Source organism: Streptomyces sp. NPDC003456 (assembly GCF_042878735.1).
In the GTDB taxonomy this organism is placed as follows: domain Bacteria; phylum Actinomycetota; class Actinomycetes; order Streptomycetales; family Streptomycetaceae; genus Streptomyces.
Window position 1 is genome coordinate 641,036 of the sequence record NZ_JBIAOK010000004.1, and the last position, 25,518, is coordinate 666,553.

21 protein-coding genes are annotated in these 25,518 nt (G+C 72.7%); 8 read left to right on the top strand and 13 right to left on the bottom strand.

Translation table 11 applies throughout. From position 1 onward, the window contains the following. Window positions 1–42 precede the first annotated feature (42 nt). The 5 genes from ACFYWG_RS19080 to ACFYWG_RS19100 all read right to left on the bottom strand — a co-directional run bounded on the left by ACFYWG_RS19080 (window position 43) and on the right by ACFYWG_RS19100 (window position 7,090). A complete protein-coding gene (locus tag ACFYWG_RS19080) occupies window positions 43–222 on the bottom strand; it encodes a DUF6104 family protein (RefSeq protein ID WP_003992906.1) in 180 nt (59 codons plus the stop codon). Between the two features lie 75 nt (window positions 223–297). Then, complete coding sequence (locus tag ACFYWG_RS19085; RefSeq protein ID WP_389202367.1) at window positions 298–4,146, bottom strand: multifunctional oxoglutarate decarboxylase/oxoglutarate dehydrogenase thiamine pyrophosphate-binding subunit/dihydrolipoyllysine-residue succinyltransferase subunit; 3,849 nt, start codon at window positions 4,144–4,146, stop codon at window positions 298–300. Between the two features lie 281 nt (window positions 4,147–4,427). Next, on the bottom strand, window positions 4,428–5,540 hold the full coding sequence (locus ACFYWG_RS19090; RefSeq protein WP_383501029.1) for a sensor histidine kinase: 1,113 nt from the start codon (window positions 5,538–5,540) through the stop codon (window positions 4,428–4,430). Next, the gene (locus ACFYWG_RS19095) at window positions 5,537–6,277 is read right to left on the bottom strand and encodes a response regulator transcription factor (protein ID WP_333933999.1); all 741 of its coding nucleotides are present in this window, start codon (window positions 6,275–6,277) and stop codon (window positions 5,537–5,539) included. Before ACFYWG_RS19095 ends, ACFYWG_RS19090 begins: the two co-directional genes overlap by 4 nt. Window positions 6,278–6,412: 135 nt before the next feature. Continuing rightward, complete coding sequence (locus ACFYWG_RS19100; RefSeq protein WP_383501032.1) at window positions 6,413–7,090, bottom strand: spermidine synthase; 678 nt, start codon at window positions 7,088–7,090, stop codon at window positions 6,413–6,415. A gap of 151 nt (window positions 7,091–7,241) precedes the next feature. Between ACFYWG_RS19100 and ACFYWG_RS19105 the strand changes: the two genes are divergently transcribed. Continuing rightward, complete coding sequence (locus ACFYWG_RS19105) at window positions 7,242–8,177, top strand: rhomboid-like protein (protein WP_389202776.1); 936 nt, start codon at window positions 7,242–7,244, stop codon at window positions 8,175–8,177. Here the strand turns inward: ACFYWG_RS19105 and ACFYWG_RS19110 are convergent. Continuing rightward, a complete protein-coding gene (locus ACFYWG_RS19110) occupies window positions 8,168–8,827 on the bottom strand; it encodes a GNAT family N-acetyltransferase (protein WP_389202370.1) in 660 nt (219 codons plus the stop codon). The two genes, ACFYWG_RS19105 and ACFYWG_RS19110, sit on opposite strands and share 10 nt — an antisense overlap. Window positions 8,828–9,001: 174 nt before the next feature. Here ACFYWG_RS19110 and lon point away from each other — a divergent pair, with 174 nt between their 5' ends. Then, window positions 9,002–11,434, top strand: coding sequence for an endopeptidase La (gene lon / locus ACFYWG_RS19115; protein ID WP_389202372.1), 2,433 nt, complete (start codon window positions 9,002–9,004; stop codon window positions 11,432–11,434). Window positions 11,435–11,608: 174 nt separating this feature from the next. Next, window positions 11,609–12,100 carry a MarR family winged helix-turn-helix transcriptional regulator gene (locus ACFYWG_RS19120; RefSeq protein WP_383501040.1) on the top strand — a complete coding sequence of 164 codons (492 nt, stop codon included), beginning with the start codon at window positions 11,609–11,611 and terminating at the stop codon, window positions 12,098–12,100. A 126-nt stretch (window positions 12,101–12,226) separates the two neighbouring features. Here ACFYWG_RS19120 and ACFYWG_RS19125 read toward each other — a convergent pair whose 3' ends face one another. Next, window positions 12,227–13,012, bottom strand: a complete 786-nt coding sequence (locus ACFYWG_RS19125; RefSeq protein WP_389202374.1) for a protein phosphatase 2C domain-containing protein — start codon at window positions 13,010–13,012, stop codon at window positions 12,227–12,229. A gap of 368 nt (window positions 13,013–13,380) precedes the next feature. Here ACFYWG_RS19125 and ACFYWG_RS19130 point away from each other — a divergent pair, with 368 nt between their 5' ends. From ACFYWG_RS19130 to ACFYWG_RS19150, 5 genes are read left to right on the top strand one after another with little or no spacing between them, the layout of a single operon-like run. Then, window positions 13,381–16,209 carry a nitrate- and nitrite sensing domain-containing protein gene (locus ACFYWG_RS19130; RefSeq protein ID WP_389202376.1) on the top strand — a complete coding sequence of 943 codons (2,829 nt, stop codon included), beginning with the start codon at window positions 13,381–13,383 and terminating at the stop codon, window positions 16,207–16,209. Next, the gene (locus tag ACFYWG_RS19135; RefSeq protein ID WP_376328612.1) at window positions 16,206–16,730 is read left to right on the top strand and encodes a roadblock/LC7 domain-containing protein; all 525 of its coding nucleotides are present in this window, start codon (window positions 16,206–16,208) and stop codon (window positions 16,728–16,730) included. The genes ACFYWG_RS19130 and ACFYWG_RS19135 overlap by 4 nt, the downstream gene beginning before the upstream one ends. Continuing rightward, window positions 16,727–17,149 (top strand): DUF742 domain-containing protein, encoded by a 423-nt coding sequence (locus ACFYWG_RS19140; RefSeq protein WP_376328609.1) that lies wholly within the window; start codon window positions 16,727–16,729, stop codon window positions 17,147–17,149. The genes ACFYWG_RS19135 and ACFYWG_RS19140 overlap by 4 nt, the downstream gene beginning before the upstream one ends. Next, on the top strand, window positions 17,130–17,777 hold the full coding sequence (locus ACFYWG_RS19145; protein ID WP_333933984.1) for an ATP/GTP-binding protein: 648 nt from the start codon (window positions 17,130–17,132) through the stop codon (window positions 17,775–17,777). Before ACFYWG_RS19140 ends, ACFYWG_RS19145 begins: the two co-directional genes overlap by 20 nt. A 13-nt stretch (window positions 17,778–17,790) precedes the next feature. After that, entirely contained in the window at window positions 17,791–19,053 is a 1,263-nt protein-coding gene (locus ACFYWG_RS19150; RefSeq protein ID WP_376328605.1) for a styrene monooxygenase/indole monooxygenase family protein, read from the top strand. Here the strand turns inward: ACFYWG_RS19150 and ACFYWG_RS19155 are convergent. The 6 genes from ACFYWG_RS19155 to ACFYWG_RS19180 form a co-directional block, all read right to left on the bottom strand. After that, window positions 19,017–20,330, bottom strand: a complete 1,314-nt coding sequence (locus ACFYWG_RS19155) for an NlpC/P60 family protein (RefSeq protein WP_389202380.1) — start codon at window positions 20,328–20,330, stop codon at window positions 19,017–19,019. The genes ACFYWG_RS19150 and ACFYWG_RS19155 overlap by 37 nt on opposite strands. A 108-nt stretch (window positions 20,331–20,438) precedes the next feature. Next, the gene (locus ACFYWG_RS19160) at window positions 20,439–20,747 is read right to left on the bottom strand and encodes a hypothetical protein (protein ID WP_376328602.1); all 309 of its coding nucleotides are present in this window, start codon (window positions 20,745–20,747) and stop codon (window positions 20,439–20,441) included. Between the two features lie 10 nt (window positions 20,748–20,757). Next, window positions 20,758–21,411, bottom strand: coding sequence for a TetR/AcrR family transcriptional regulator (locus tag ACFYWG_RS19165; protein WP_383501056.1), 654 nt, complete (start codon window positions 21,409–21,411; stop codon window positions 20,758–20,760). A gap of 135 nt (window positions 21,412–21,546) precedes the next feature. Beyond that, window positions 21,547–22,485, bottom strand: a complete 939-nt coding sequence (locus ACFYWG_RS19170) for a diiron oxygenase (protein WP_376328597.1) — start codon at window positions 22,483–22,485, stop codon at window positions 21,547–21,549. A 114-nt stretch (window positions 22,486–22,599) separates the two neighbouring features. After that, on the bottom strand, window positions 22,600–24,063 hold the full coding sequence (locus tag ACFYWG_RS19175; RefSeq protein WP_389202383.1) for a penicillin-binding transpeptidase domain-containing protein: 1,464 nt from the start codon (window positions 24,061–24,063) through the stop codon (window positions 22,600–22,602). Further along, on the bottom strand, window positions 24,060–25,424 hold the full coding sequence (locus tag ACFYWG_RS19180; protein WP_376328594.1) for an FtsW/RodA/SpoVE family cell cycle protein: 1,365 nt from the start codon (window positions 25,422–25,424) through the stop codon (window positions 24,060–24,062). Before ACFYWG_RS19180 ends, ACFYWG_RS19175 begins: the two co-directional genes overlap by 4 nt. Between the last annotated feature and the right edge of the window lie 94 nt (window positions 25,425–25,518).

The following is a 25,518-nucleotide window of genomic DNA, read 5'->3' on the forward strand; positions in this document are numbered from 1 at the left end:
CTCACGGACCCTCGGGCTGCTCTTCGTCGCCGGTCGTGGCCGCTACTCGTCGTCCTCGTCGTCCAGCCGGGCCAGCCAGGTCGCCAGGCGTTCGACCGGGACCTCGAAGTCGGGGTTGAGGTCCACGAACGTGCGCAGCTGCTCGGCCAGCCACTCGAAGGTGACTTCCTCCTCGCCGCGCCGCTTCTCCAGTTCCTCGATGCCACGGTCCGTGAAGTACATGCCGTCCAGGATATGCGGCCGGGCCGCACCCCCCGACGGGGATGCGGCCCGGTGACGTGCGACGCGGCGCGAGGGCTACGCCTCGAACACCTCACGCACCAACTGCTCCTGCTCGGCCTGGTGCCGCTTGGCGGAACCCACGGCCGGGGACGAGGAGTGCGGGCGCGAGATGCGGCGCAGGCGCTCGCCGTGCGGCACCTCGGCGCCGACCGCCAGGTCCAGGTGGTCGATCAGGTTGAGCGCGATGAACGGCCAGGCACCCTGGTTCGCCGGCTCCTCCTGGGCCCACAGGTACTTCTCGGCGTTCGGGTACTTCTTGATCTCCGCCTGGAGCTCGGTGCCCGGCAGCGGGTACAGGCGCTCGATGCGGATGATCGCCGTGTCCGTCACACCGCGCTTCTGACGCTCGGCCTCCAGGTCGTAGTAGACCTTGCCGGCGCAGAAGACGACCTTCTTCACCGCGGCCGGGTCGACCGAGGCGTCGCCGATGACCGGCTGGAACTGGCCCGTCGTGAACTCCTCCGCCTTGGCCGCCGCCGCCTTCAGGCGCAGCATCGACTTGGGCGTGAAGACCACCAGCGGCTTGTGGTGCGGGTTGTGCACCTGCCACCGCAGGAGGTGGAAGTAGTTCGACGGCGACGTCGGCATGGCGACCGTCATGTTGTTCTGCGCGCACATCTGCAGGAAGCGCTCGGGGCGGGCCGAGGAGTGGTCCGGGCCCTGGCCCTCGTAGCCGTGCGGCAGCAGCAGGACGACACCGGAGGTCTGGGCCCACTTCTGCTCGGCGGAGGAGATGAACTCGTCCACGACCGTCTGGGCGCCGTTGACGAAGTCGCCGAACTGCGCCTCCCACATCACGAGCGCCTCGGGGCGGGCCAGCGAGTAGCCGTACTCGAAGCCCATCGCCGCGTACTCGGAGAGCAGGGAGTTGTAGACGTTGAGCCGCGCCTGGTCCTCGGAGAGGTACTGCAGCGGCGTGTACTCCTCGCCCGTGCTGCGGTCGATGATGACCGCGTGGCGCTGGCCGAACGTACCGCGCTGCGAGTCCTGGCCGGCCAGGCGGACCGGGACGCCCTCCAGCAGGAGGGAGCCGATCGCGAGCGTCTCGCCCATGCCCCAGTCGATGGTGCCGTCCTCGACCATCGCCGCCCGGCGCTGCAGCTGCGGCAGCAGACGCGGGTGGACGGTGATGTGGTCGGGGATGTTGACCTGGGACTCGGCGATCCGCTTGACGACCTCCGTGGTCACCGCGGTGTTCACGGCGACCGGGAACTCGGCCTGCGGGTCGGAGGTCTCCACCGTGTTCGGCTGCGAGGTGGCCTCGCGGACCTCGGTGAAGACCTTCTCCAGCTGGCCCTGGTAGTCCTGCAGCGCCTGCTCGGCCTCTTCCAGGGTGATGTCGCCGCGACCGATCAGGGACTCGGTGTAGAGCTTGCGCACCGAGCGCTTCTTGTCGATCAGGTCGTACATCAGCGGCTGGGTGAAGGCCGGGTTGTCCGACTCGTTGTGACCGCGGCGGCGGTAGCAGATGAGGTCGATCACCACGTCCTTGTTGAACGCCTGGCGGAACTCGAAGGCGAGCCGCGCGACGCGGACCACGGCCTCCGGGTCGTCGCCGTTCACGTGGAAGATCGGGGCCTCGATCATGCGGGCCACGTCCGTCGCGTACATGGAGGAGCGCGAGGACTCGGGGGCCGCGGTGAAGCCGACCTGGTTGTTGATGACGATGTGGACCGTGCCGCCGGTGCGGTAGCCGCGCAGCTGCGACATGTTCAGGGTCTCGGCCACCACGCCCTGGCCCGCGAAGGCCGCGTCGCCGTGGATCGCCACCGGCAGGACCGTGAAGTCGGTGCCGCCCTTGTTGATGATGTCCTGCTTGGCGCGCGAGACGCCCTCCAGGACCGGGTCCACCGCCTCCAGGTGCGAGGGGTTCGCGACTAGGGAGACCTTGATCTGCTCGCCGTCGAGACCGGTGAAGGTGCCCTCGGCGCCCAGGTGGTACTTCACGTCACCGGAGCCGTGCATCGACTTCGGGTCGAGGTTGCCCTCGAACTCGCGGAAGATCTGGGCGTACGACTTGCCGACGATGTTCGCCAGGACGTTCAGGCGGCCGCGGTGGGCCATGCCGATGACGACCTCGTCCAGGCGGGACTCCGCGGCGCTGTCGAGGACCGCGTCCAGCAGCGGGATGACGGACTCGCCGCCCTCCAGCGAGAAGCGCTTCTGGCCGACGTACTTGGTCTGCAGGAACGTCTCGAACGCCTCGGCCGCGTTCAGCCGGCGCAGGATGCGCAGCTGCTCCTCGCGCTCCGGCTTGGAGTGCGGGCGCTCCACGCGGTCCTGGATCCACTTGCGCTGCTTCGGGTCCTGGATGTGCATGAACTCGATGCCGGTGGTGCGGCAGTACGAGTCGCGCAGGACGCCGAGGATGTCGCGCAGCTTCATCATCGACTTGCCGGCGAAGCCGCCGACGGCGAACTCCCGCTCCAGGTCCCAGAGCGTCAGGCCGTGCTCGGTGATGTCCAGGTCGGGGTGCTTGCGCTGCTGGTACTCCAGCGGGTCGGTGTCGGCCATGACGTGGCCGCGGACCCGGTAGGAGTGGATCAGCTCGAAGACGCGGGCGGCCTTGGTGACGTCGTCGTCGTGGCTGGCGTCGATGTCCTTGAGCCAGCGGACCGGCTCGTAGGGGATGCGCAGCGCCTCGAAGACGTCGTCGTAGAAGCCGTTCTCGCCGAGGAGGAGGTTGGCGACGATCCGCAGGAACTCGCCGGAGGCCGCGCCCTGGATGACCCGGTGGTCGTAGGTCGACGTGAGCGTCATGACCTTCGAGATGCCGAGCTTGTTCAGGGTGTCCTGGGAGGTGCCCTGGAACTCCGCGGGGTAGTCCATGGAGCCGACGCCCATGATCACGGACTGGCCGGGCATCAGGCGCGGCACGGAGTGGACGGTGCCGAGGCCACCGGGGTTGGTCAGGGAGACCGTCACACCGGTGAAGTCGTCCATGCCCAGCTTGCCGTCGCGGGCGCGGCGGACGATGTCCTCGTAGGCCTGCCAGAACTCGAAGAAGTTCAGCGTCTCGGCCTTCTTGATGCCCGCGACCACGAGCTGGCGGTCGCCGTTGGGCTTGACCAGGTCGATGGCGAGGCCGAAGTTGATGTGCTCCGGCTTGACCAGGGTCGGCTTGCCGTCCTTCTCCGCGTAGGAGTAGTTCATCGACGGCATGGCCTTGATGGCCTGCACCATCGCGTAGCCGATCAGGTGCGTGAAGGAGATCTTCCCGCCCCGGGCCCGCTTCAGGTGGTTGTTGATGACGATGCGGTTGTCGAACAGCAGCTTCACCGGGACCGCGCGCACGGACGTGGCCGTGGGCACCTCCAGGGAGGCGTTCATGTTCTTCGCGACCGCGGCGGCCGGGCCGCGCAGCACGACCTGCTCGGGGCCAGCGGGGGCCCCGGCGGCGGGCTCCGCCTTCTTCGCCGGGGCGGCCTGCTTGGCGGCGGCCGGCTTCGCGGGGGCCGGAGCGGCCTTCGCGGGAGCGGCGGCCGGGGCCTGGGCGGCGGGCTTCGGCTGGGCCGGGGCCTGCGCCTGGGCGGGGGCCGGAGCGGCGGCGGGCTTGTCGGTCCTCTCGGCCGCGGGCGCGGGGGCCTGGGCGGGAGCGGCCGGGGCCGCCTGCTGAGCGGTGGTGGTGGTCCCCGCGGCCCCCGCGGCCGCGGTACCCGCCGGAGCCGGGGCGCCAGCGGCGCCCGGCTTGTAGTCGGCGAAGAAGTCCCACCAGGCTCGGTCTACCGAATTGGGGTCCTGGAGGTACTGCTGATAGATCTCGTCGACGAGCCACTCGTTGGCACCGAACGACGCAGCAGGGTTCTTGCCCGCTTGGTCGGTGTCGGTCGAGATGCTCGAGTTACTGGGGGACTGTGGCGACACGGCGGCAACCGCCCTCTTCCGCTTCACAAGATGATGGACAGCGGGAATCAAGGCTACGCCTCCCCGACGGCGAAGGTCAGGCCGGGCCCGTTCAACGTCGTGCAAGTCACATCTTCAAGCGTGTTTCGGGGCTTGAAATGGCGGGAAACAAGCGTGGTTCCGCTACAGCAGGCAAGGGTGGAGCGGGGCCTGGCGCGCCGTCGGCGCGGGCCTGTGCCTGATCACACGTGTCCGTCAGCGCGGACGCTCGTGGATCTTGTGACTCCGGTTCGAACTTTACGTCAACTTGGCGTTGAGGTAACTCCCGGAAGGGTGACAAGAATCCGGCAACCCCGCTCGGATTCGGCCACTCCTATCCGGCCGCCGTGCAGATCGACCGCCCAGCGGGCGATCGCCAGCCCCAGCCCCGTGCCCCCGTCGCTGCCCGGCCCCTGCGTGCGCTTGGCGCTGCCGCGGTTGAACCGCTCGAAGACGCGGTGCCACTCCGACTTGGGGATGCCGGGGCCCTCGTCCAGGACCTCCAGCTCCAGGGACTCCGGCAGCGCCCCGCGCCGCGCCTTGACCGTCACCCGGCCGTGCGGCGGACTGTGCTTGACCGCGTTGTCGATGAGGTTGGCGACGACCTGGTGGATGCGCTCCGGGTCCGCGTGCGCGGTCAGCTCCGGCGGATGGACGTCGAGGTGCAGATGGACGTCCGTGCGGGTGTGGCTGCCCGAGCCGGTGGCGATGCCGGCGCGCACCGAGGCGACCATGTTGGCCTCCTTCAGTACGCCGGACAGATACGGCCACACCTCGAACCGCCGCTTCTTCAGCGGCACCACGCCGTTGTCCAGGCGGGACAGGTCCAGCAGCGTCTCCACCAGCCGGCCGAGCCGCTCGGTCTGCTTCAGCGCCGTGCGCATGGTCTCCGGGTCGGCCTGCGTGACGCCGTCGACGATGTTCTCCAGCACCGCGCGCAGCCCCGCGATGGGGGTGCGCAGCTCGTGCGAGACGTTCGCCACCAGCTCCTTGCGCTGGCTGTCCTGCGCCTCAAGCTCGTCGGCCATGGCGTTGATCGTCACGGCCAGGTCGCCGAGCTCGTCACGGCGGTTCTCCCGCGTGCGGCGGGTGTAGTCGCCCTGGGAGATGGAGCGGGCCACCGCCGTCATCTCGTCCAGGGGCGCGGTGAGCGAATGGGCCACGAACTGCGTGATGAGCAGCGTGGCGATCATCGAGAAGACCGTGATGAAGCGCAGTTCGGTCTTGGTGTGCACCGCGATCACCGACAGACCCGTGGTGATCAGGACCGAGATGACGACCAGCGCGCCCAGCTTCGTCTTGATCGAGAACGGGCTCACCCTGCCCCAGGGCTCCGGCTCCCGGGGGTTCCTCCGTGCGGCCGGCCCGCGGCTCATGGCGTCGGGGTCTCCAGGGCGTAGCCCACGCCGTGCACCGTGCGGATCCGCTCCGCGCCGATCTTCCGGCGCAGCGCCTTGATGTGGCTGTCGACCGTGCGGGTGCCGGACGCGTCCGCCCAGTCCCAGACCTCGGCCAGCAGCTGCTCGCGCGAGAGGACCGCGCGGGGGGTGTTCGCCAGGCACACCAGCAGGTCGAATTCGGTGGGCGTCAGGTGGACGTCCTCACTGCGCACCCGCACCCGGCGCTGGGCGTGGTCGATCTCCAGCTCGCCCAGGCGCAGGATGCCGGAGCGGGGGGTGGCCGCCGCGATGGCGGCCCGTTCCACCCGGCGCAGCAGCACGTGCACGCGCGCCGCCAGTTCCCGCATCGAGAACGGCTTGGTCATGTAGTCGTCGGCGCCGACGCCGAGCCCGACCAGCATGTCGGTCTCGTCGTCCCGCGCGGTCAGCATCAGCACCGGCACCGGGCGGGCGGCCTGCACGCGACGGCAGACCTCCAGGCCGTCGAAGCCGGGCAGCATGATGTCGAGGATCAGCAGGTCGGGCTGCCATGCCTCGGCCGTGTCGACCGCGGACGGACCGTCGCCGGCGGTTTGCACGAGGAATCCCTCGGCTCGCAGACGGGTCGCGATGGCATCCACGATCGTGGCGTCGTCCTCGACGACGAGAACCCGGCGCTGCGCGCCGGGTGCAGCCGTCGCCGAACCGTTGTGGGAGGTGTGTGTCTGCTCCATCGCCCGCCCCTGGGGTGTGCTTTCCGGAATCAGTGGGGTGATTCCTTCTGACTGGCTGTGCCTGCGCATGGTTGCGATTGACGCTTGAATGATCGGCGCCCGGGGAGCAGCGTACGGGGATGCGGTACGCCTTTGCTATCCAGGGCGGATGCCGAGGTGGACGACGTCCGGAACGCCCCGGGCAACGGGGATCTCTTCGGTACGCACCTGCTGGAACCCGGCATTCCGCAAGGTTCCCTCGAATTCCGGGGACGGCTGCGCGGACCACACCGCGAGCACTCCGCCGGGCCTCAACACCCGGGTGCAGGCCGCCAGTCCGGCCTTCCCGTAGAGCGCGCCGTTGTCCTCCGTGACGGTCCAGTCGGGCCCGTTGTCGATGTCGAGGCACAGGGCGTCGTACGTGGCGGATGTCTCATGGAGGTGCGCCACGAGGTCCGCTTCGACGACGTCGGTGCGCGGGTCGGCGAGGGCCTCGGCGGACAGGGCCCCGAGCGGGCCGGAGCGGTGCCACTCGACGATCGCGTGCTCGCGCTCCACCACCGTGATCCGTCCCCAGCGCGGGTCCGCCGCGGCGTGGGCGAGGGAGAAGCCGACGCCGAGCCCGCCGATCAGCACGTCGGGGTGGTCGCGGCCGGGCAGGGCGGCCAGCGCCGCGTCGACCAGCAGCCGCTCCGAACGGCCGTCGGAGGTGTCCATCAGGAAGGTGCCGTTGGCGATGATCTCCAGCCGGCCGCCGTGCCGTCGCAGCACGACCTCGCCGTGCGGGCCCTCGCGCCGGTCCAGTACTTCTGGCGTGTCGTGGAAGGTGGGCATCGGATCATCCTGGCAGGTCTGGGGCGCGTGCGGCGGGGAATTACCGGGGGGACGCGACGGGCTGCTGCGGGAAGCGGCTCTCGCGCCGCGCCCGTCACGGACGGCGGAACGGGTGGGGCGCAGGCCCGGGACGAGGGAAGGAGCGCCCGTGCTGGAACGCACCGCACCGCCGCCGGACGGGACGACCCCGTCCTCGGCGCCCGCTTCTGCGACGGGTGAGGTGCCCGAGCCGTGCGGCGGGGCGGGCTCACGGGTGCCGGACGACGCGCCCGCGGGCGACGCGCCCCCGCCGCTCGACGGAGTGCCGCGCCAGCGGCGCACGCGCGGGCACCCGGACGGCGGCGTGCGCCCCGAGGCCGGCGCGGGGGAGGCGGCGCCGGCCGCGGGCTCGCGCGGGACCCCGGTGGCGGGCAGGCGCCGGTCCGCGGCGCGCGGCATGCGGCCCTGGCGGCTGCTGCCCACGCCCGCCGGGACGCCCTTCACCTTCTGGTACACCGCCGTGCTCTGCGCGACCGCGCTGATCGCCGAGCGGGCCGATCCCGCCCTGGTGCACGCGCTGCTCCAGGGCTCCAGCACCGACGTGGCCCACCTGGTGCGCACCCCGGAGCTGGTGCTGGTCGGCAGCGCGCTGTGGGTCGCCGGCGGGGTGGCGTCGCCGTTCACCGCCGGCTTCGTCCTGGTGCTGACGGCGCTGGAGCGGCGGGTCGGCGGGCTGCGCACGGCCGGCGTCTTCCTGCTGGGGCACGTCGTGGCCACCCTGGCGACCGAGGTGCCGGTGGGCCTCGCGGTGCTGGCCGGGGGCCTCCCCGGCTCCTCCCTGCACCGCCTCGACTACGGCGTCAGCTTCGGTGCCGCCGCCGCCTGCGGCGCCCTGGCCGGGCTGCTGCCGCTGTGGCTGCGCCTGCCGCTGCTGACCGCCGCCTGCGGCGCCCTCCTCGAGGACCTGCTCGCCTTCACCGACCCGATGACCGGATGGGGGCACCTGATCGCCCTGCTCGTCGGGATGGCGACCTGGCCGGCGGTGCGCCGGTGGCACGCCGCCCGGCGGCTCCCGGCCGGTGCCCGGCGGGGGGCTCCTCAAGCCTGAGCGGAGGGCGGCGGGCCGTACCGGGCGCTGGTCAGCGGGGCGGCGACCGTCCAGCCCAGCGCCTCGTAGAGCCCGCGGCCCGCGGGTGTGCCGGCCAGGACGCCGGTGTGCGCGCCGTGCCGGACCGCGATCTGCTGCAGCGTCCGCATCACGAGGCTGCCCAGGCCCCTGCGGCGGTGCGCGGCGGCCGTCTCGATCTGGTCGACGACGGCGGTGCCGCCCGTCGGGGCGATCTGGCCGCGCGCCGCGAGGGACCCGTCGGGCGCGGCCACCATCAGCCGCGTCACCCCGCCGCGCGACCAGGTGCGCAGCCGGTAGCCGTCGGGAACCCGCGGGACGTCCTCCTCGGTCAGCGGCAGGGTCATCAGCCAGCCGGTCTCCGGGTCGATCCACCAGTCGCCGCCGAGCCAGCCGGAGACCACCGCCGGGTCCCGGAAGACCTTGAGCCACACCCCGTGCCCGGTCACCGCGCCCGCCACCTTGCGGACCGTCGTCTCGTCCACGGCGTCTCCCCTGGCGCCGAGGACGTGCCGGGTGACGTGCCCGTACATCCCCACGTCGATCGTCCAGCCCCACGGCTCGGCCGCGGGCGGGGCCGCCCCGCGCGACACCACCCAGCCGTCCACCCACGCCCGCACGGTTCCGTCCATGCCATCCCCCGTAACAACCGAATTGGTTCTTCACCTATTACTGGGAGCACCTTAGGGGCCCGGCGATCCGCCGCGTGAGAGGTGATCGCTGACAGCGAACAGGGGCGGGGGAACATTCGGCCGCGCCCGAGCATTGAGTCGGCATAGCTCAACTTGACTGCCGAAGGGGAGATCATGGCTGCTGAGTCCACGGCGTTCACACCGCTCACCCTGCCCGTGCTGCCGCTCGACGGAGAGGTCGTGCTGCCCGGGATGGTGGTCCCGCTGGACCTGAGCGATTCCGAGGTCCGTGCGGCGGTGGAGGCCGCTCAGGCCGCTGCCCGCACAACACCCGGAAAGCCCCGGGTACTCCTGGTGCCACGCATCGACGGCACGTACGCGAACACCGGTGTCCTCGGCACCGTCGAGCAGGTCGGCCGGCTGGCCGACGGCGACCCGGGCGCGCTGATCCGCGGCCGGGGGCGGGTGAGGATCGGTGCGGGGACCACGGGTCCCGGCGCGGCCCTCTGGGTCGAGGGCACCAGCGTCGACGAGACCGTCCCGGAGCCGGTGCCCGGGCAGGTCGCCGAGCTGGTCAAGGAGTACAAGGCCCTCGCCACCGCCTGGCTGCGCAAGCGCGGCGCCTGGCAGGTCGTCGACCGGGTCCAGGCCATCGACGACGTCTCGGCGCTGGCCGACAACTCCGGCTACTCGCCGTTCCTGACCACCGACCAGAAGGTCGAACTGCTGGAGACCACCGACCCGGTGGCCCGGCTCAAGCTCGCCACCCAGCAGCTGCGCGACCACCTCGCCGAGCAGGACGTGGCCGAGACCATCGCCAAGGACGTCCAGGAGGGCGTCGACAAGCAGCAGCGCGAGTTCCTGCTGCGGCGCCAGCTCGAAGCCGTCCGCAAGGAGCTGCGCGAGCTGAACGGCGAGGCGGGCAAGGACCCCGCCGAGGAGTCCGACGACTACCGGGCCCGGGTCGAGGCCGCCGACCTGCCCGAGAAGGTCCGCGAGGCCGCCCTGAAGGAGGTCGACAAGCTGGAGCGCTCCTCCGACCAGTCGCCCGAGGGCTCGTGGATCCGGACCTGGCTCGACACGGTCCTGGAGATGCCGTGGAACGAGCGCACCGAGGACGCCTACGACATCCAGGGCGCCAAGGCCGTACTCGACGCCGAGCACTCCGGCCTGGAGGACGTCAAGGAGCGCATCACCGAGTACCTGGCGGTGCGCAAGCGGCGCAACGACCGGGGGCTGGGCGTCATCGGCGGCCGGCGCGGCGGTGCCGTGCTCGCGCTCGTCGGCCCGCCCGGCGTCGGCAAGACCAGCCTCGGCGAGTCCGTCGCCCACGCGATGGGCCGCAAGTTCGTCCGCGTCGCCCTCGGCGGCGTGCGCGACGAGGCCGAGATCCGCGGCCACCGGCGCACCTACGTCGGAGCGCTGCCCGGCCGGATCGTCCGCGCCATCAAGGAGGCCGGCTCGATGAATCCGGTCGTGCTCCTCGACGAGATCGACAAGGTCGGCTCGGACTTCCGGGGCGACCCGGCCGCCGCCCTGCTCGAAGTGCTCGACCCGGCGCAGAACCACACCTTCCGGGACCACTACCTGGAGGTCGAACTGGACCTGTCGGACGTGGTCTTCCTCGCCACCGCCAACGTCCTGGAGGCGATCCCCGAGGCCCTGGCCGACCGCATGGAGATCGTCCGCCTGGACGGCTACACCGAGGACGAGAAGGTCGTCATCGCCCGCGACCACCTGCTCCCGCGCCAGCTGGAGCGGGCCGGACTGGGCACCGACGAGGTGACCATCGACGAGAGCGCCCTGCGCAAGCTCGCCGGCGAGTACACCCGCGAGGCGGGCGTGCGCACCCTGGAGCGGTCGATCGCGCGGCTGCTGCGCAAGGTCGCCGCCCAGCACGAACTGGGCGAGCGGGACCTGCCCTTCACCGTCCGCGACGAGGACCTGCGCGACCTGATCGGCCGCCCGCACCACGTGCCCGAGTCCGCCCAGGACCCGGCCGAGCGGCGGACGTCCGTGCCGGGCGTGGCGACCGGGCTCGCGGTGACGGGCGCGGGCGGTGACGTCCTGTACGTCGAGGCGTCCCTGGCCGACCCCGAGACCGGCGCCGCCGGACTGACCCTGACCGGTCAGCTGGGCGACGTGATGAAGGAGTCCGCGCAGATCGCGCTGAGCTTCCTGCGCTCCCACGGCGCCGAGCTCGAACTGCCGGTGGCCGACCTGAAGGACCGGGGCGTGCACATCCACTTCCCGGCGGGCGCGGTGCCGAAGGACGGCCCGAGCGCGGGCATCACGATGACCACGGCCCTGGCGTCCCTGCTCTCCGGCCGGCTGGTCCGCACGGACGTGGCGATGACCGGCGAGGTCTCGCTCACCGGGCGGGTGCTGCCGATCGGCGGTGTGAAGCAGAAGCTGCTCGCCGCGCACCGGGCGGGGGTCACCACGGTGATCATCCCCAAGCGCAACGAGCCCGACCTGGACGACGTCCCGGCGGAGGTGCTGGACAAGCTCGACGTCCACGCCGTCACCGACGTCCGCCAGGTCCTGGAACTGGCGCTCGCGCCCGCGACCAACGGTGCGGCGCCCGAGGTTCCGGTGGCCGCGTGACGGAGGTCATCGGATGAGGGAAGGCCCGGGCCCCGTGAGGGAGGCCCGGGCCTTCACCGTGTGAGGACCCTGTGAGCACGACTCCCGTGAGCTGCGGAATACTTGCCGAGCTGCGGCGATGCCCGCGGCCGGCGGAGAATTCAGGTAGCGGGCGACGACCGAGGCAGGGCTGACGTGCACGACGACGGCAACGACGACGACCGCCGGGACGCCGGCACGGGCGGACGCGGCGTGGACCAGCCCGCGTTCCTCGCGCTGGAGCGCGAGCTGACCGTGTTGCTGCGGCGCGCCCGGGCCAACCAGGGCGAGATGGCCCGCGAGGTCCACCCCGACCTGGAGTCGTCCGCGTACGGGCTGCTCGTGCGCCTGGACGAGTGCGGCAAGCAGCGGGCCACCGAGCTCGCCGGCTACATCGGCGTCGGCAAGGCCACCATGTCCCGGCAGCTGCGCGCCTTGGAGGAGCTCGGGCTCGTCGCCCGCGAGCCCGACCCGGCCGACGGACGGGCCTGGCTGGTCGCCCTCACCCAGGAGGGGCACGACCGGGTCCGCCGCGTCCGCCAGGCCCGCCGCGCCCGCTACGCCGGCCGCCTCGCCGACTGGGACGCCCGCGAGGTCACCGAACTGGCCCGCCTGCTGCACCAGCTCAACCGCAGCATGGAGAAGTAGCCGGCGGGAGCGGGCAGACGCAGCGGGGGAGCGCGGAGCGGCCGCCGGGGGAGCGCGGCGCCGCAGCGGAGGGCCCCACCCGCGCCCGCGGGGCGCGGTCGTGGTGTCGTCCGACCGGCGGCGGATCTAGAGCTCGGCGTACACGACCGTCGCGTCGTCGTGCGTCTTGCTCCCGCCCAGGAACGTGCGGGCGGCGTCCGCGCGCTCCAGCTCCCGCACGCGGTCCAGCAGCGCCCGCGGCCCCTCCTTGCGCACCAGCCGGAAGCAGTCCGTCCAGTCGCCCTCCCGGAACAGCTCCACCCAGCGGCCGGCGCCGTCCGTGAGGGCGGCCAGGGCGCGCACCTCGCCGCGGGGCAGGGTGCCGGTCACCGCCCGCGCGGCGACGGACGGATCGGCCGCCGCGGTGAAGAAGCCGCCCTCCTTGTTGCGCAGCGTCGCGTCCACCAGCGCGTCCGTCGCCAGGGCCGAACGGGGCAGCAGGGCCAGCCGGTCGTCCAGCACCGGCGTCACCACCCCCTCCGGCGACTCCACCAGGAGGGCCGAGTCCGACAGGACCAGGTACTCCACCGCGGCCGGGTTCCAGCGGGCCAGGACCACCGTGGCCTGCGGCGTCCGGGGGTGAGAAAGGTCACAGGTTGCCGCGTGGGCCGCGGCGGTACGCGCGATCGCCTGGGACAGCGCGTCGGCCAGGGGAACATCCGGGAGTGAAACGGTCAGTTCGGTCAGCGCACCGCCGAGGCGCGCGGTGAACCAGGGAACGGAATGCAGACAGCCCGTCCCGCCCTTCGGCGGTGTGACCCCGTCCAGCACGACGACCGAACCGCCCTGTCCCGAGGCCGGTAGCCCGACGGCGGCGAAGTCCTCGTTCGGGCGGCCCGCGTCCGACGGTTCCGAGGCGAGTTCCGTACGCATCCGGCCAGTCTGCACGAGGCCTTCACACGGTTCGCCGGGGGGCGGCAACGGTCGCCGGACCGACACACCCGGGCAGGTCAGACGCCCTGTTTGGGAGGTAATGCCGTGGAACGGGAAGGCGTGGCGGCGAATACTGCCACCGCCCGTCGCCGCCGTCCAACCGGCGTGCCGCGCGCGGCGGCTGCACAGGCCGCTGGAACTTGCCCCTCAACTCCCCTCCGATGTTCACTCCTTCGGGTGGCGGGTCAGGTGATGCGCGTGCGTGGCACACCGGCGCTGGGAGGGTCGGGAAGTGTACCGGGAGTACGCGCCAGTTGACGGAGCGTCACCCGGACCCAAGGGTTCACGAGTCAGGAATGCGAGCACCGGTGCAGAAGACGCGGCCTCGTCGCACAGGCAAGCAGACGGCCCCCCAGCAGAACGCCGAGCCGACGCCCCCCACCGGCAAGGGCCGCCCCACCCACGTGCGCAACCGGCTGATCGTGGCCGTGGCCGTGGTCGCCGCGGCCATCGCCGGCGCGGGCACCCCGGCCGTCCTGGCCGCCTCCGGGCAACTGCACGACTCGCAGGGGCTGGTGACGCTCGCCGAGCAGACGCGGGACGCCCTCGTGCTCGCCCACTCCCTGGCCGACGAGCGCGACGACGTCACCGCCTACATCGCGGCCGGCCGCCCCAAGTCCAAGGCCCCCTCCGAGCAGCGCAGCGCCCGCGTGGACCGGCAGGTCGAGGAGTTGCGCGCCGACACCGACACGCCCGCCGACCTGCGGGACGGGCTCGACGGCATAGCGGCCGTGCGCCGCGCCGCGCTCACCGGCAAGAGCAGCGCCCTGGAGGCGCACCAGGCGTACTCCGCCGCCATCACCGAACTCCACCGGCTCGCCGAGGACCTGGCCGAGCGCACGCCGCCGCGCGCCGGCGCCGGCGGGCACGCCCTGGCCGAACTCGACTCCGCCGTGCAGCAGGCCGCCGCGGCCCGCGGGCTGCTGCTCGCCGCGCTGAGCGTGCCGCGCAGCACCGGGACGGTCATCGACCCGGTCACCGGGCTGCCCACCCAGACCTCCACCTCCTCGGACGCCGACACCCGGCAGCGCGACCGGCTGAGCGCCGCCGCCCAGCAGGCCCGGCTGCGCTCCGACGCGGCGCTGGCCGACTTCCGCGCCACCGCGCCCAAGGCCGCCCGCACCTCCTTCGACAGCACGGTCACCGGCGCCGAGGTCAACTCCGCCGACACGTACCTGGCGGCCCTGACCGACCAGCCGGCCCTCTCCGGCCGCGAACTGTCCACCAGTACCAAGAAGCTGAACACCGCCCTGTCCGCCCGCGTCGACCTGATGCGCGGCGTGGAGTCGGCCCTCTACGACCGGCGCACCAAGGACCTCGAGGCGCTGCGCGACGACGACGTCACCGCGCTGGAGATCCGCGTCGCCCTCCTCGGCGCCCTCATGCTGCTCGCCGTCGGCGTCGCCACGGGCATGGCCCGCAGCCTCACCCGGCCGCTCGCCGTGCTGCGCCTGGGCTCCAAGCGCCTCGCCGAGGCCGAGGACCCGGCGGCGGAGGAGCCGGTCAAGTTCACCGGCCGCAACGACGAGTTCGCCCAGGTCGTCCGCTCCGTCAACGCCCTGCACGCGCACGCCGCCGCCCTGACCGAGCGCATCACCACGCTGGAGTCCGACCGCAAGCACCTCGTCGGCCAGCGCCAGAAGATGGCCGACGCCCGCGAGGAGCTGCGCGGCCAACTCGCCGAGTCCGCGGCCCAGCTGGAGCGGCTGCGCACCGCCATCGGCGGCACGTTCGTCAACCTCGCGCTGCGCACCCTGGGCCTGGTCGAGCGGCAACTCGCCGTCATCGAGAACCTGGAGGAGCGCGAGCAGGACCCGGACCGCCTGTCCACGCTGTTCAAGCTCGACCACTTCGCGACCGTCATGCGCCGGCACAGCGAGAACCTCCTGGTCCTCGCCGGCACCGAGCACGTCCAGCACACGGCCGGTCCCGTACCGCTCGTGGACGTCGTCCGCGCCGCGGTCAGCGAGATCGAGCGCTACGAGCGGGTCCGCATCGCCGCCCTGCCGCCGCACGCCCACATCGCCGGGTTCGCCGCCGACGACCTCTCCCACCTGCTGGCCGAACTCCTGGAGAACGCCACCTCGTTCTCCCCGCCCGACCTGCCCGTCGAGATCTCCGGCTGGCTGCTGGAGAACGGCGAGGTCATGCTCTCCGTGCAGGACGAGGGCATCGGCATGACCGAGGACCGCATGGAGCGCCTCAACGCCCGGCTGTCCGACTTCGACCCGGAGGCGCCCTACGACCAGGAGGGCGAGGACGGCCTGGGCCTCGGCCTGTACGTCGTCGCCCGCCTCGCCCACCGCCACGGCGTGCGCGCGCAGCTGCGCGAGCAGAAGCAGGGCGGTGTCGCGGCGGTCGTCGTCCTGCCCCGCACCCTGCTGGCGGCGGCCACCCCGGGCGCCGTCCCGGCCTCCGGCCCCGTCACCGGCGCCGCCCACTCCGTCTCCCTGCCGGGTGCCGACGCCGAGGCCAACTCCAACGTCCTGCACGGCCGCGCCGAGAGCGGCGACCCGCTGGTCGCCCTGGCGGAGAAGGCCGTACGCCGCCAGGAGGCCGACGAGCGCGGCACGGCGGCCGAGCACCCCGACCCGGCCGGCACCACCGGACCGGACGGCACGGCGCGACCCGCCGGCGGGGAACCCACACGGATCCCGGCGGAGACCCCGTCGGAGACCACGATGGAGCTGCTGGCTCCGATACCGCAGGGCGAGCCGGAGGACGTGCAGCACACATCCGCTGCCGCCGACGGCGGGGACGCCCCGCAGGAGCCGGCCGCGCAGGAACACGAAGGCCGCACGGGGGGTGCGGCCGGGGACCAGACCGCCGGAGGGGAAGCCGCGGCGGAGGCCGGCGCCGAACACGAGCGCGTCACCGACAAGGGCCTCCCCAAGCGCACGCCGAAGATCACCGCACCGGCCACCGCGCCACGCCAGCGCAGCGGCTCCGTCGACGCCGAGGCCCTGCGCCGGCGCCTCGGCGGCTTCCGCCAGGGCGCCCAGGCGGGCTACCGGGACGTCAGTGCGGAGATCGCCGAGCAGACGGCCTCGCACCAGCGGCCGCCGGCCACCGGCACATCTGGACCAGCTGAATCCGAAGAAGCCACGGGGGGCACAGTCGAGGAGGCAAGCAGTTGACCGCTCCCAGTACCTTCGGACTGATCGGACTGAGCAGCGAGGCACGAAACCTGCACTGGCTGCTGACCAACCTCGTCGAGGAGGTCCCCGGCATCCTGTCGGTCGCGGTCGTCTCGTCCGACGGACTGCTCCTGCTGTCCTCCGACGCGGACCGCAACAAGGAGGCCCGGGAAGCCCGGCAGACCCGAGGGACCCGGCAGGCCGGCCCGCGCGGATCCGCCGCCGACCTGGCGACCATCGTCTCCGGCATCGGCAGCCTCACCGTCGGGGCCGCCAAGCTGATGGACTTCGGCGGGGTCAAGCACACCATGATCGCCATGGACGAGGGCAGCCTGTTCGTCATGTCGATCAGCGACGGCTCGCTGCTCGGCGTGCACGGCTCCGCGGACTGCGACATGAGCGTGGTGGCCTACCACATGGCGCTGTTCGTGGGCCGGGCCGGCCACGTCCTGACGCCCGAACTGCGCAGCGAGCTGCGCGCCTCCCTCGAGGAGTCGCAGACGGCGGAGGACGCCCGATGAGCAGGACGCCCAAACAGCAGCTCCCCGTGCGCGGCGGCGACCGCAAACCCGCCCGGGTGCGCCCCTACTCGCTCACCGGCGGCCGCACCCGCTTCGGCCACGTCCTCCTCGTGGAGACCTTCGTGGCGAGCACGGCCGCCCTCGAAGCGGCCGAGGAGCGCAGGGAACTGACGAACGGCCACCTCTCCAGCCGCGTGATGCCGGAGCTGCGGGCCATCGTCGAACTGTGCCGCCGGATGCGTACGGTGGCCGAGATCGCCGCGCTGCTGAAGATGCCGCTCGGCGTGGTCCGCGTGCTCCTCAGCGACCTCGCGGACCAGGGAAAGATCCGTGTGTACGGCACGGGGACCGGCCACGGCACGGGCCGCCCCGACCGCGCTCTGCTGGAAAGGGTGCTGAGTGGACTCCGTCGTCTCTGACGCCGCTCACGGCGTCTCCGGTTCCTCTCCGTTCGCGCAGCCCGACGAGGGCATGCACGCCTGGGAGACGGACCGCACCCGGGCCCCCATAGCCACGAAGATCGTGGTGGCGGGCGGCTTCGGCGTGGGCAAGACCACGCTGGTCACCTCCGCCTCGGAGATCACGCCCCTGCAGACCGAGGCGCTGATGACCGAGGCGAGCGAGGCCACCGACGACCTCACCGCCACGCCGGGCAAGACCTCCACCACCGTCGCCATGGACTTCGGTCGCATCACGCTCGACGACGACCTGGTGCTGTACCTGTTCGGCACGCCGGGCCAGCAGCGGTTCTGGTTCATGTGGGACGACATCGTGCGCGGAGCGATCGGCGCCGTCGTCCTGGCCGACACCCGGCGTCTGAAGGACTGCTTCCCGGTCCTGGACTACTTCGAGAGCTCCGGACTGCCGTACGTGGTCGCCGTCAACCACTTCGACGGCAGCGAGCTGTTCGAGCCGGAGGACGTGCGGGAGGCCCTGACCATCCCGCGGCACATACCTGTCATGATCATGGACGCGCGTCGCCGGATCTCCGTGATCGAGACCCTCCTGGCCCTGGTGGGCCACGCGCTCGACGAAACCCCCGAGTAGGAGACAGCCCCGCATGCGGAAGATACTCGTCGTCGGAGCCGGTCAGTCCGGCCTCCAGATCGCCCTCGGCCTGCAGTCCCAGGGGTACGAGGTCACCCTGATGTCGAACCGGACCGCGGACGAGATCCGCACCGGCCGGGTCATGTCCACGCAGTGCATGTTCCACACCGCCCTGCAGCACGAGCGTGACCTCCAGCTGAACTTCTGGGAGTCCCAGGCCCCGAAGATCGAAGGACTCGGCGTCTCGGTCGCCGCCCCCGGCTCCTGGGCCGAGGGCCCCGCCGCCCGGGCCATCGACTGGCTGGGCCGGCTCGACGGGTTCGCGCAGTCCGTGGACCAGCGCGTGAAGATGGCCGGCTGGATGGAGACCTTCGCCCAGCGCGGCGGGCAGCTGGTCATCCACGGCGCGGCCGTCGGCGACCTCGACTACTTCTCCCGCACCTACGACCTGGTGCTGGTCGCGGCCGGCAAGGGCGAACTGGTGCAGATGTTCGCCCGCGACGCCGAGCGCTCCCCGTACGGCGAGCCGCAGCGCGCGCTCGCCGTGGCCTACGTCCACGGCCTCGGCCCGCGTCCCGAGCACCCGGGCACGGAAGCGGTCCGCTGCAACCTCGTGCCGGGCGTCGGCGAGCTGTTCGTGATGCCGACCCTGACCACCTCCGGCCGCGCCGACATCCTCTTCTGGGAGGGCATACCCGGCGGCCCGCTCGACGTCTTCGCCGGCGTCAAGGACCCCGCCGAGCACCTCTCCCTGACCCTGGAACTCATGGAGCGGTACGTCCCGTGGGAGTACGCGCGGGCCACCAAGGTCGAACTGACCGACGCCGGCGGCACGCTGGCCGGGCGCTACGCCCCCACCGTCCGCAACCCCATCGGGCGCCTGCCGGGCGGCGGCCTGGTGCTCGGCGTCGCCGACGTGGTCGTGGCGAACGACCCGATCACCGGGCAGGGCTCCAACTCGGCGTCCAAGTGCGCCGCCGCCTACCTCGCCTCGATCGTCGAGCACGGCGACAAGCCGTTCGACGAGGAGTGGATGCGGGCCACCTTCGACCGCTACTGGAACACCGCGCAGCACGTCACCAAGTGGACCAACGCGATGCTCGCGCCGCCGCCGGAGCACATCCTGAACCTCATCGGCGCCGCCGGCGAGATCCAGCCGGTCGCCGACCGCTTCGCGAACGGCTTCAACGACCCCTCCGACTTCGAGAACTTCTTCTACGACCCGGACAAGACGCAGGCCTACCTGGCCGAGGTGTCCGGCGCGGGCGCCGCGTAGGCCCCGTAGCCCTTGTCCGACCCGCGCACGGCGCTCTCGGGGAGCTCCGGCGGCCGGTAGCGCCGCAGGGGCTTCCCGCCCGGGTCGGGGCGTACGGCGCCCAGGACCGGATTGGCCGCGATCGGGGACACCTTCACCCGCGCGCCGGGGCGGGGGGCCTGGACGACCATGCCGTCGCCCAGGTAGACCGCCACGTGCGTGGCCTCGGGGAAGTACACGACCAGGTCACCGGGGCGCAGCCGGTTCAGCGGGACCCGGGCGAGCCGCTTCCACTGCTGCTGACTGGTCCGGGGCACCGTCTTCCCGGCGGCGGCCCACGCCCGCGAGGTCAGCCCCGAGCAGTCGTACGACTTCGGGCCCTCCGCGCCCCACTCGTAGGGCTTGCCCAGCTGCCGCACCGCGTAGCGGACGGCCCGGGCGCCCGCCGCGGAAGGCCGGCGCACGCCCTCCCGGCCGCCGGCCTTCCGGTGGTCGCGGTTCTTCCCGTCACCGCCGCCGCCGTCCTCGTCACCCCCGTCCTCGTCACCCCCGTCGTCCTTCTCGGCGGTCTTGTCGGCGGTCTCTTCGTCGCCTGCGCGTTCGTCCTCGGTGGTCCCGCCGAGGGCTCCGGAAGCCAGGAACTCCTGCTGCGCCTTCGTGATGCCGTCCGCCTCCAGCTCGGCCAGGGCGGTCAGCTGCTCCCGGCTGAGCGACGTCAGCATCTTCTCCACCTCCCTCAGGCGCTCGCGGACCTCGTCGCGGGCCTTCCTGCGCCGCTCGGCGAGGACGAGCTGCCGGTCCAGCGCCTTGCGGGAGGTGCGGGCCAGCTCACCGGCCGCGCGCTCGGCACCGGTCAGCCGGCCGACGGCCTCGGCGCGCTCCCGCGCGAGCCGGCCGATCACCTGCCCCTGCTCGATCGCGTGCTGCGGGTCCCGGGCCAGGAGCAGGCGCACGTAGGGGGAGATGTCCGTGCTGCTCTGGTACTGCTGGCGGGCCAGCCGGCCGGCCGCGCCCCGGCTGTCGTACAGGGAGAGCCGGGCCCGGACCAGGGCGCGCTCCAGCCGGCCGGTCTCGGCCCGCTGCTCCTTCAGCCTCTCCTCGGCGGCGTTGTAGGCCTCGGTGGCCTTCTCCGTCTTCCGGTAAAGCTTCTGAAGGTCCGTCAGCAGTGTGGCGACGGAGGCGTCCTCGGCCGGTTCCGGCTTCGGGGCCGCGGTGGCGGGGGCGGGTGCGAGGACCGTGGTCGCCGCGGCCGCCGAGGCCGCCACGACACAGACCAGACGCACGAGCCTTCCTGACATGCCATCACCTCCGGTGCGGGGGCGGCCCTTCGGCCACCGGACACTCGTGAGGATCAGGCGTGCGCGCGGAGCGCGCGCGGCGACTGTGCGCGGTTCGGCGCAACGGGGTCACCCGTCGGCGTCGTCCGGCTTGCCGGGCGGCGTGGCGTCTGGCCTCCGCGGCTTGGACCACGGCCAGTTCAGCCGGCGGGGCGGCACGCCCTCCGGGGCGTACACGTACTTCCAGCGGTTGGTCAGGCCGACCTTGCCCGGTCCGCGGGGGACGCGCCGGTAGACCAGGACCGTGGACGGGCCGCCGGCGGGGTCCGGGACGGGGATGCGGTACGTCTTGGGCGGGTGGCCGGTGATGCCGACGAGGACGGGCAGGACCCTGCCGTCCATCGGGCCGCCCTCGAAGGGGGTCTCTTCGCTCTTCACGGGATCAGTGTCAGACATCCTCGGCGAGGGCCCGGACCAGGCCGTCGGTCTGCGGGTCGCGCCGGGCGGTGACCGTCAGCACCGCGACGAACTGCTCCACCAGCCAGTCGCGCAGCTCCCCGGCCGGGGGCTGCTTGCCCTCGTCGAGCCACATGAGCGACGAGGCCTCCACCGCGGTGATCCACATGCGGACGGTCATGCGCAGGCTCGGGCCGGGGCGCGTGACGCCCAGGTGGCTGAGGATGTGCTCGGCGGCGGCCCGGCGGACCCCGTCGACGATGGAGCTCGTGCGCGAGGTCTCCACGACACTGCCGCCCTGGAGCAGGGCGCTGAAGCCGGTGTCGTGCTCGTCGACGAAGGTGAGGTAGCGGTCCAGGGCCCGGGACAAGCGGGCGAGCAGCGGGCCCTCGCGGGGTTCGTCGAAGCAGTGCTGCAACTCGTCGGCGGCGGAGCGCAGGGCGGCCTCGTACAGCTGCTGCTTGCCGCCGGGGAAGTAGCGGTACACCAGCGGCCGCGACACCCCGGCCGCCTCCGCCACGTCGTCCAGCGAGACCTCGTCCGGGGCGCGGTGCGCGAAGAGGCCCAGCGCGGAGGAGAGCAGCTGGCTGCGCCGCTCCTCGACACTGAGTCGCCGGTAGGCGGGACTGGAGGCGGCTGGCGTCATGCCCAGCAGCGTAATCGGGGCACCGGTCACCGCACAGCGGGCGGATCCGGGCACCGGTCGCCGCGCGCGGGCGGATCCGGGGTGCGGCCCGTGCGGCGGCCGCCCGGCGGTCGCGGTCCTCTCCCGGCCGGGGCGCTACGCCAGCAGGCCCGAGGACTTCCACAGGCGGCGGCCGACGCCGCGCAGCACGCCGATGTCGTCGAGGAAGTCCGTCAGGCGCTTGGAGCCGGTCTGCATGACCTCGCGGCGGTGCCCGCTCGCCCGCACCTGCGCGAGGGCCTCCCGCTTGTCGAGCCCGACGTTCGTGTAGACGTCGGGGTTCACGAACGCCACCGAGAACACCCGGGCGAACTCGCCGGAGGTGATGCGGGTGAACTCCTGGGACCACTTGGGGGCCGTCACCATCTGGCGGCGCAGTTCCTCACGCGCGTAGCGGACGTGCCGGGCCTCCTCCACGACGTGGATGCGCGTGACGCCCCGGATCAGGGGCTGGACCCGCTCGTCGGGGAACGTCAGGCGCTGCATCCAGTCGAGCACCTCCTCGCCCAGCAGAGTCGCGGTGAAGGAACCCGGCGTGGTGGAGACGGTCTTGAACACGCGGCCGAGCTGCTGGTGGACGCGGCTGACCGGGTACCAGGGCGTGTCGCCGCGGGAGATCAGGCGGGCGAACATCTTGGAGTGGCGGCACTCGTCCTCGATCTCGGTGAGCGCGTAGCGCACGTGCGCGCTCGTGGCCGCCTTGTCGTAGATGTGCCGCACCAGCAGCTGCATGAGGATGATCTCGAACCAGATGCCGAGGGAGGCGAGCGCCGCCGCCTCGTGCCGGGAGAGCAGGATGCGCTGCTCCTCACCCATCCGCTTCCACAACGGCGTGCCGTAGAGCGACACCAGCTCCGGCGGCCAGAACCACTTGCCCTCCTCGAAGGGCGCGTCCCAGTCCAGCTCCTCGTCCGGGTCGAAGGAGTGCTTGGCGGAGGAGTCGAGCAGCCGCTGGGCCACCTGCTCCCGGTCCTTCAGCAGGCCCAGGGCGTCGCGCAGGCCGTCGAGCGCGTCGGCTTCCGTCAGGGTCGTCATGGCTGCCCCACCTCGTTGTGCACACGTCACCGTCCCACTTATGAGACTGCCTGTCAGCAAGCTCGTCAATCCCCCGTGCGCGAGTTGCCGGCCCGTGCCGGCCGGGCGCACCGCTCAGCGGGGGGACGTGAGCACCGCCTCCATCACCGCCCGGGCGATCGGGGCCGCGTCGCCGCCCCCGCTGATCTCCCGGCGCTCCGCCTCCGCGTCCTCCACCACCACCGCCACCGCCACCCGCGGCTCCAGGTCACGGTCGCCCTGTGCCCAGGAGATGAACCAGGCGTACGGCGTGCCGGAGTTGCGGCGGCCGTGCTGGGCCGTGCCCGTCTTGCCGCCCACCTCGGCGCCGCGGATCGCGGCCCGGTGCCCGGTGCCCTTCTCCACCACCTCCCGCATCAGCGCCCGCAGCCGCACCGCGGTCGAGGGGTACATCGCCTGACGGGCCGCGCGCGGCCCCGCGGTCGCGAGCGTGCCGCCGCCCGGCCGGGTCGTGCGCTCCACCAGGTACGGCTCGCGCACCTGCCCGCCGTTGGCCACCGCCGCCGCGACCATCGCCATCTGCAGCGGTGTGGCACGGGTGTTGTACTGGCCGATCGACGACAGCCCGAGCTGCGCCCGGTCCAGCGCGGTGTCGAACGTGGAGCGGGCCACCGTGAACGGCACGCGCAGGTCCGGGTCGTTGAAGCCGAAGTCGTGGGCCGTGGCCGTCATGTCCGCCACCCCCACCTCCACGCCGAGCTTGGCGAACACCGTGTTGCAGGACAGGGTGAACGCCTTGCGCAGGGAAGCGTCCCGGCACCCCTCGGCGGCGTTCGTCAGCCGCGTCCGCGTCCCCGGCAGGGTGTACGGGTCGGGCGAGCCGGTCGGCGCGTCCAGGTCCGTCACCACGCCCGCGTCCAGCGCGGCGGCCGCGGTGACCACCTTGAACGTGGAGCCCGGCGGATACGTCTGCCGCACCGCCCGGTTGAGCATCGGCCGGTCCTCGTCCGCGTTGAGCCGCTTCCAGGCCCGGGTCGCCTCGGCCCCGTTGCCGGACAGCGGCTGGGGATCGTAGGACGGGGTCGACACCAGGGCCAGGATGCGGCCGCTGGTGGGATCCACCGCGGCGACGGCCCCCTTCAGTCCGGTGAGGCCCTTGAACGCGGCCCGCTGCGCACCCGGGTGGAGCGTCGTCACGACGTCCCCGCCGGTGCGGCGCGCCCGCGTGAACTCGTCCCACAGCGGGAACGGAGTGAGCATCGGGTCCGAGCCGGACAGGACGCCGTCCTGGGCGTCCTCCAGCAGCGTCGTCCCGTACAGCTGGGAGGCGAAGCCGGTCACCGGCGCGTACAGCGCCCCGTCCGTGTAGGTCCGTTCGAAGCGCAGGTGCTCGCGGGTGTCGCGGGAGCCCGTGACGGGCCTGCCGCCGACCAGGATGTCACCGCGGGGCTGCTCGTAACGGGCGATGTCGGGGCGGCGGTTGGCCGGGCTGCGGTCGTACTCGGGGGCCCGGACGAGCTGGACGCGGGCGGCGTTCAGCAGCAGGGCCGCCAGCAGCAGCGCGCAGAACAGGCGGGCGTGCCGGATGTGCCGGGTCACCGGGTCTCCCGCCCGTCCTGCTGGCGCCGGGCGGAGTCGCTGACCCGGACCAGCAGCGCCACGATCGCCCAGTTGGTCACCACCGACGAGCCGCCCTGCGCCAGGAACGGCATCGCCATGCCGGTCAGCGGGATCAGCCCGGTCACCCCGCCCGCGATCACGAACACCTGCAGCGCCACCAGCGAGGCGAGACCGACCGCGAGCAGCCGGCCGAACGGCTCGCGCAGGGCGAGGCCCGCCCGGTAGCCGCGCTCCACCAGCAGGCCGTACAGGAGGAAGATCGCGGACAGGCCGGCCAGGCCCAGCTCCTCACCGGCCGTGGCCAGGATGAAGTCGGACTTCACGGCGAACCCGATGAGGACGGAGTGGCCGAGGCCCAGGCCCGTACCGAGCAGGCCGCCCTCCGCGAAGGCGAACAGCGACTGGGCGAGCTGGTTCGCCCCCTCGCCCGCCTCGACGGAGGCGAAGGGGTGCAGCCAGGTCTCGATCCTGCTGTGCACGTGCGGCTCCAGCCGGCCCACGGCGACCGCGCCCAGCGCCGCCAGCAGCAGCCCCAGGGCGATCCAGCCGGTGCGGCCGGTGGCGACGTAGAGGAGGACCACGAACAGGCCGAAGAACAGCAGGGAGGTCCCCAGGTCGCGTTCCAGGACCAGCACGCCCACGCTCACCAGCCAGACGGCGACGATCGGCCCGAGGACCCGCCCGGTGGGGAACTGCAGCTTCCACAGGCGGCGGCCCGTGTAGGCCAGGGCGTTGCGGTTGGCCGCCAGGTAGGCGGCGAAGAACACCGCCAGCAGCACCTTCGCGAACTCGCCCGGCTGGATGGAGAACCCGGCGACCCGGATCCAGATGCGGGCCCCGTTCACCGCCGGGAACAGGATCGGCGCGGTGAGCAGCACCAGCGCGGCGGCGACACAGACGTACGTGTAGCGCTGGAGCACCCGGTGGTCGCGCAGGACCAGCACCACCAGGGTGAACAGCGCGACGCCCAGCGTCGACCACACCAGCTGGGCCGGTGCCGCCCGGTCGCCGGGGGTCTCCAGGTCGAGCCGGTAGATCAGCACCAGGCCGAGCCCGTTGAGCAGCACGCCGATGGGCAGCAGCAGGGGATCGGCGTACGGGGCCCGCAGGCGCACGGCCAGATGGGCCACCAGGGCCAGCACGCCGAGCCCGGCGCCGTAGCCGGCCGCGCCCGGGGGCAGGGTGCCGTGCCGGGCCAGGCCCACGGCGCAGTAGCCGTAGACCGACAGCAGGACGGCCAGGACGATGAGGGAGAGTTCGACGCCCCGGCGCCGGGGAGGGCGGTGGACGGCGGGCGCGGGCGGGTCCGCCGTCGCCACGGTGATTCCGGCCTTGCTCATGTCCGGAACCTACCCAAACCGTGCGCCTTGTGGGTCTTTGGGTGACGGAGTGTCAGCACCGGTGTGGCGCCGGGTCGGTGCGGGTGATCCGGTC

Excerpts from the sequence above, each read along its gene's own strand:
- ACFYWG_RS19080 (WP_003992906.1), bottom strand. The coding sequence starts at position 222 with ATGTACTTCACGGACCGTGGCATCGAGGAACTGGAGAAGCGGCGCGGC.
- ACFYWG_RS19165 (WP_383501056.1), bottom strand. The coding sequence starts at position 21,411 with ATGACGCCAGCCGCCTCCAGTCCCGCCTACCGGCGACTCAGTGTCGAG.
- ACFYWG_RS19100 (WP_383501032.1), bottom strand. The coding sequence starts at position 7,090 with ATGCCCACCTTCCACGACACGCCAGAAGTACTGGACCGGCGCGAGGGC.
- ACFYWG_RS19090 (WP_383501029.1), bottom strand. The coding sequence starts at position 5,540 with ATGAGCCGCGGGCCGGCCGCACGGAGGAACCCCCGGGAGCCGGAGCCC.
- ACFYWG_RS19125 (WP_389202374.1), bottom strand. The coding sequence starts at position 13,012 with ATGCGTACGGAACTCGCCTCGGAACCGTCGGACGCGGGCCGCCCGAAC.
- ACFYWG_RS19140 (WP_376328609.1), top strand. The coding sequence starts at position 16,727 with ATGAGCAGGACGCCCAAACAGCAGCTCCCCGTGCGCGGCGGCGACCGC.
- ACFYWG_RS19110 (WP_389202370.1), bottom strand. The coding sequence starts at position 8,827 with ATGGACGGAACCGTGCGGGCGTGGGTGGACGGCTGGGTGGTGTCGCGC.
- ACFYWG_RS19155 (WP_389202380.1), bottom strand. The coding sequence starts at position 20,330 with ATGTCAGGAAGGCTCGTGCGTCTGGTCTGTGTCGTGGCGGCCTCGGCG.
- ACFYWG_RS19150 (WP_376328605.1), top strand. The coding sequence starts at position 17,791 with ATGCGGAAGATACTCGTCGTCGGAGCCGGTCAGTCCGGCCTCCAGATC.
- ACFYWG_RS19170 (WP_376328597.1), bottom strand. The coding sequence starts at position 22,485 with ATGACGACCCTGACGGAAGCCGACGCGCTCGACGGCCTGCGCGACGCC.
- ACFYWG_RS19180 (WP_376328594.1), bottom strand. The coding sequence starts at position 25,424 with ATGAGCAAGGCCGGAATCACCGTGGCGACGGCGGACCCGCCCGCGCCC.
- lon (WP_389202372.1), top strand. The coding sequence starts at position 9,002 with ATGGCTGCTGAGTCCACGGCGTTCACACCGCTCACCCTGCCCGTGCTG.
- ACFYWG_RS19095 (WP_333933999.1), bottom strand. The coding sequence starts at position 6,277 with ATGGAGCAGACACACACCTCCCACAACGGTTCGGCGACGGCTGCACCC.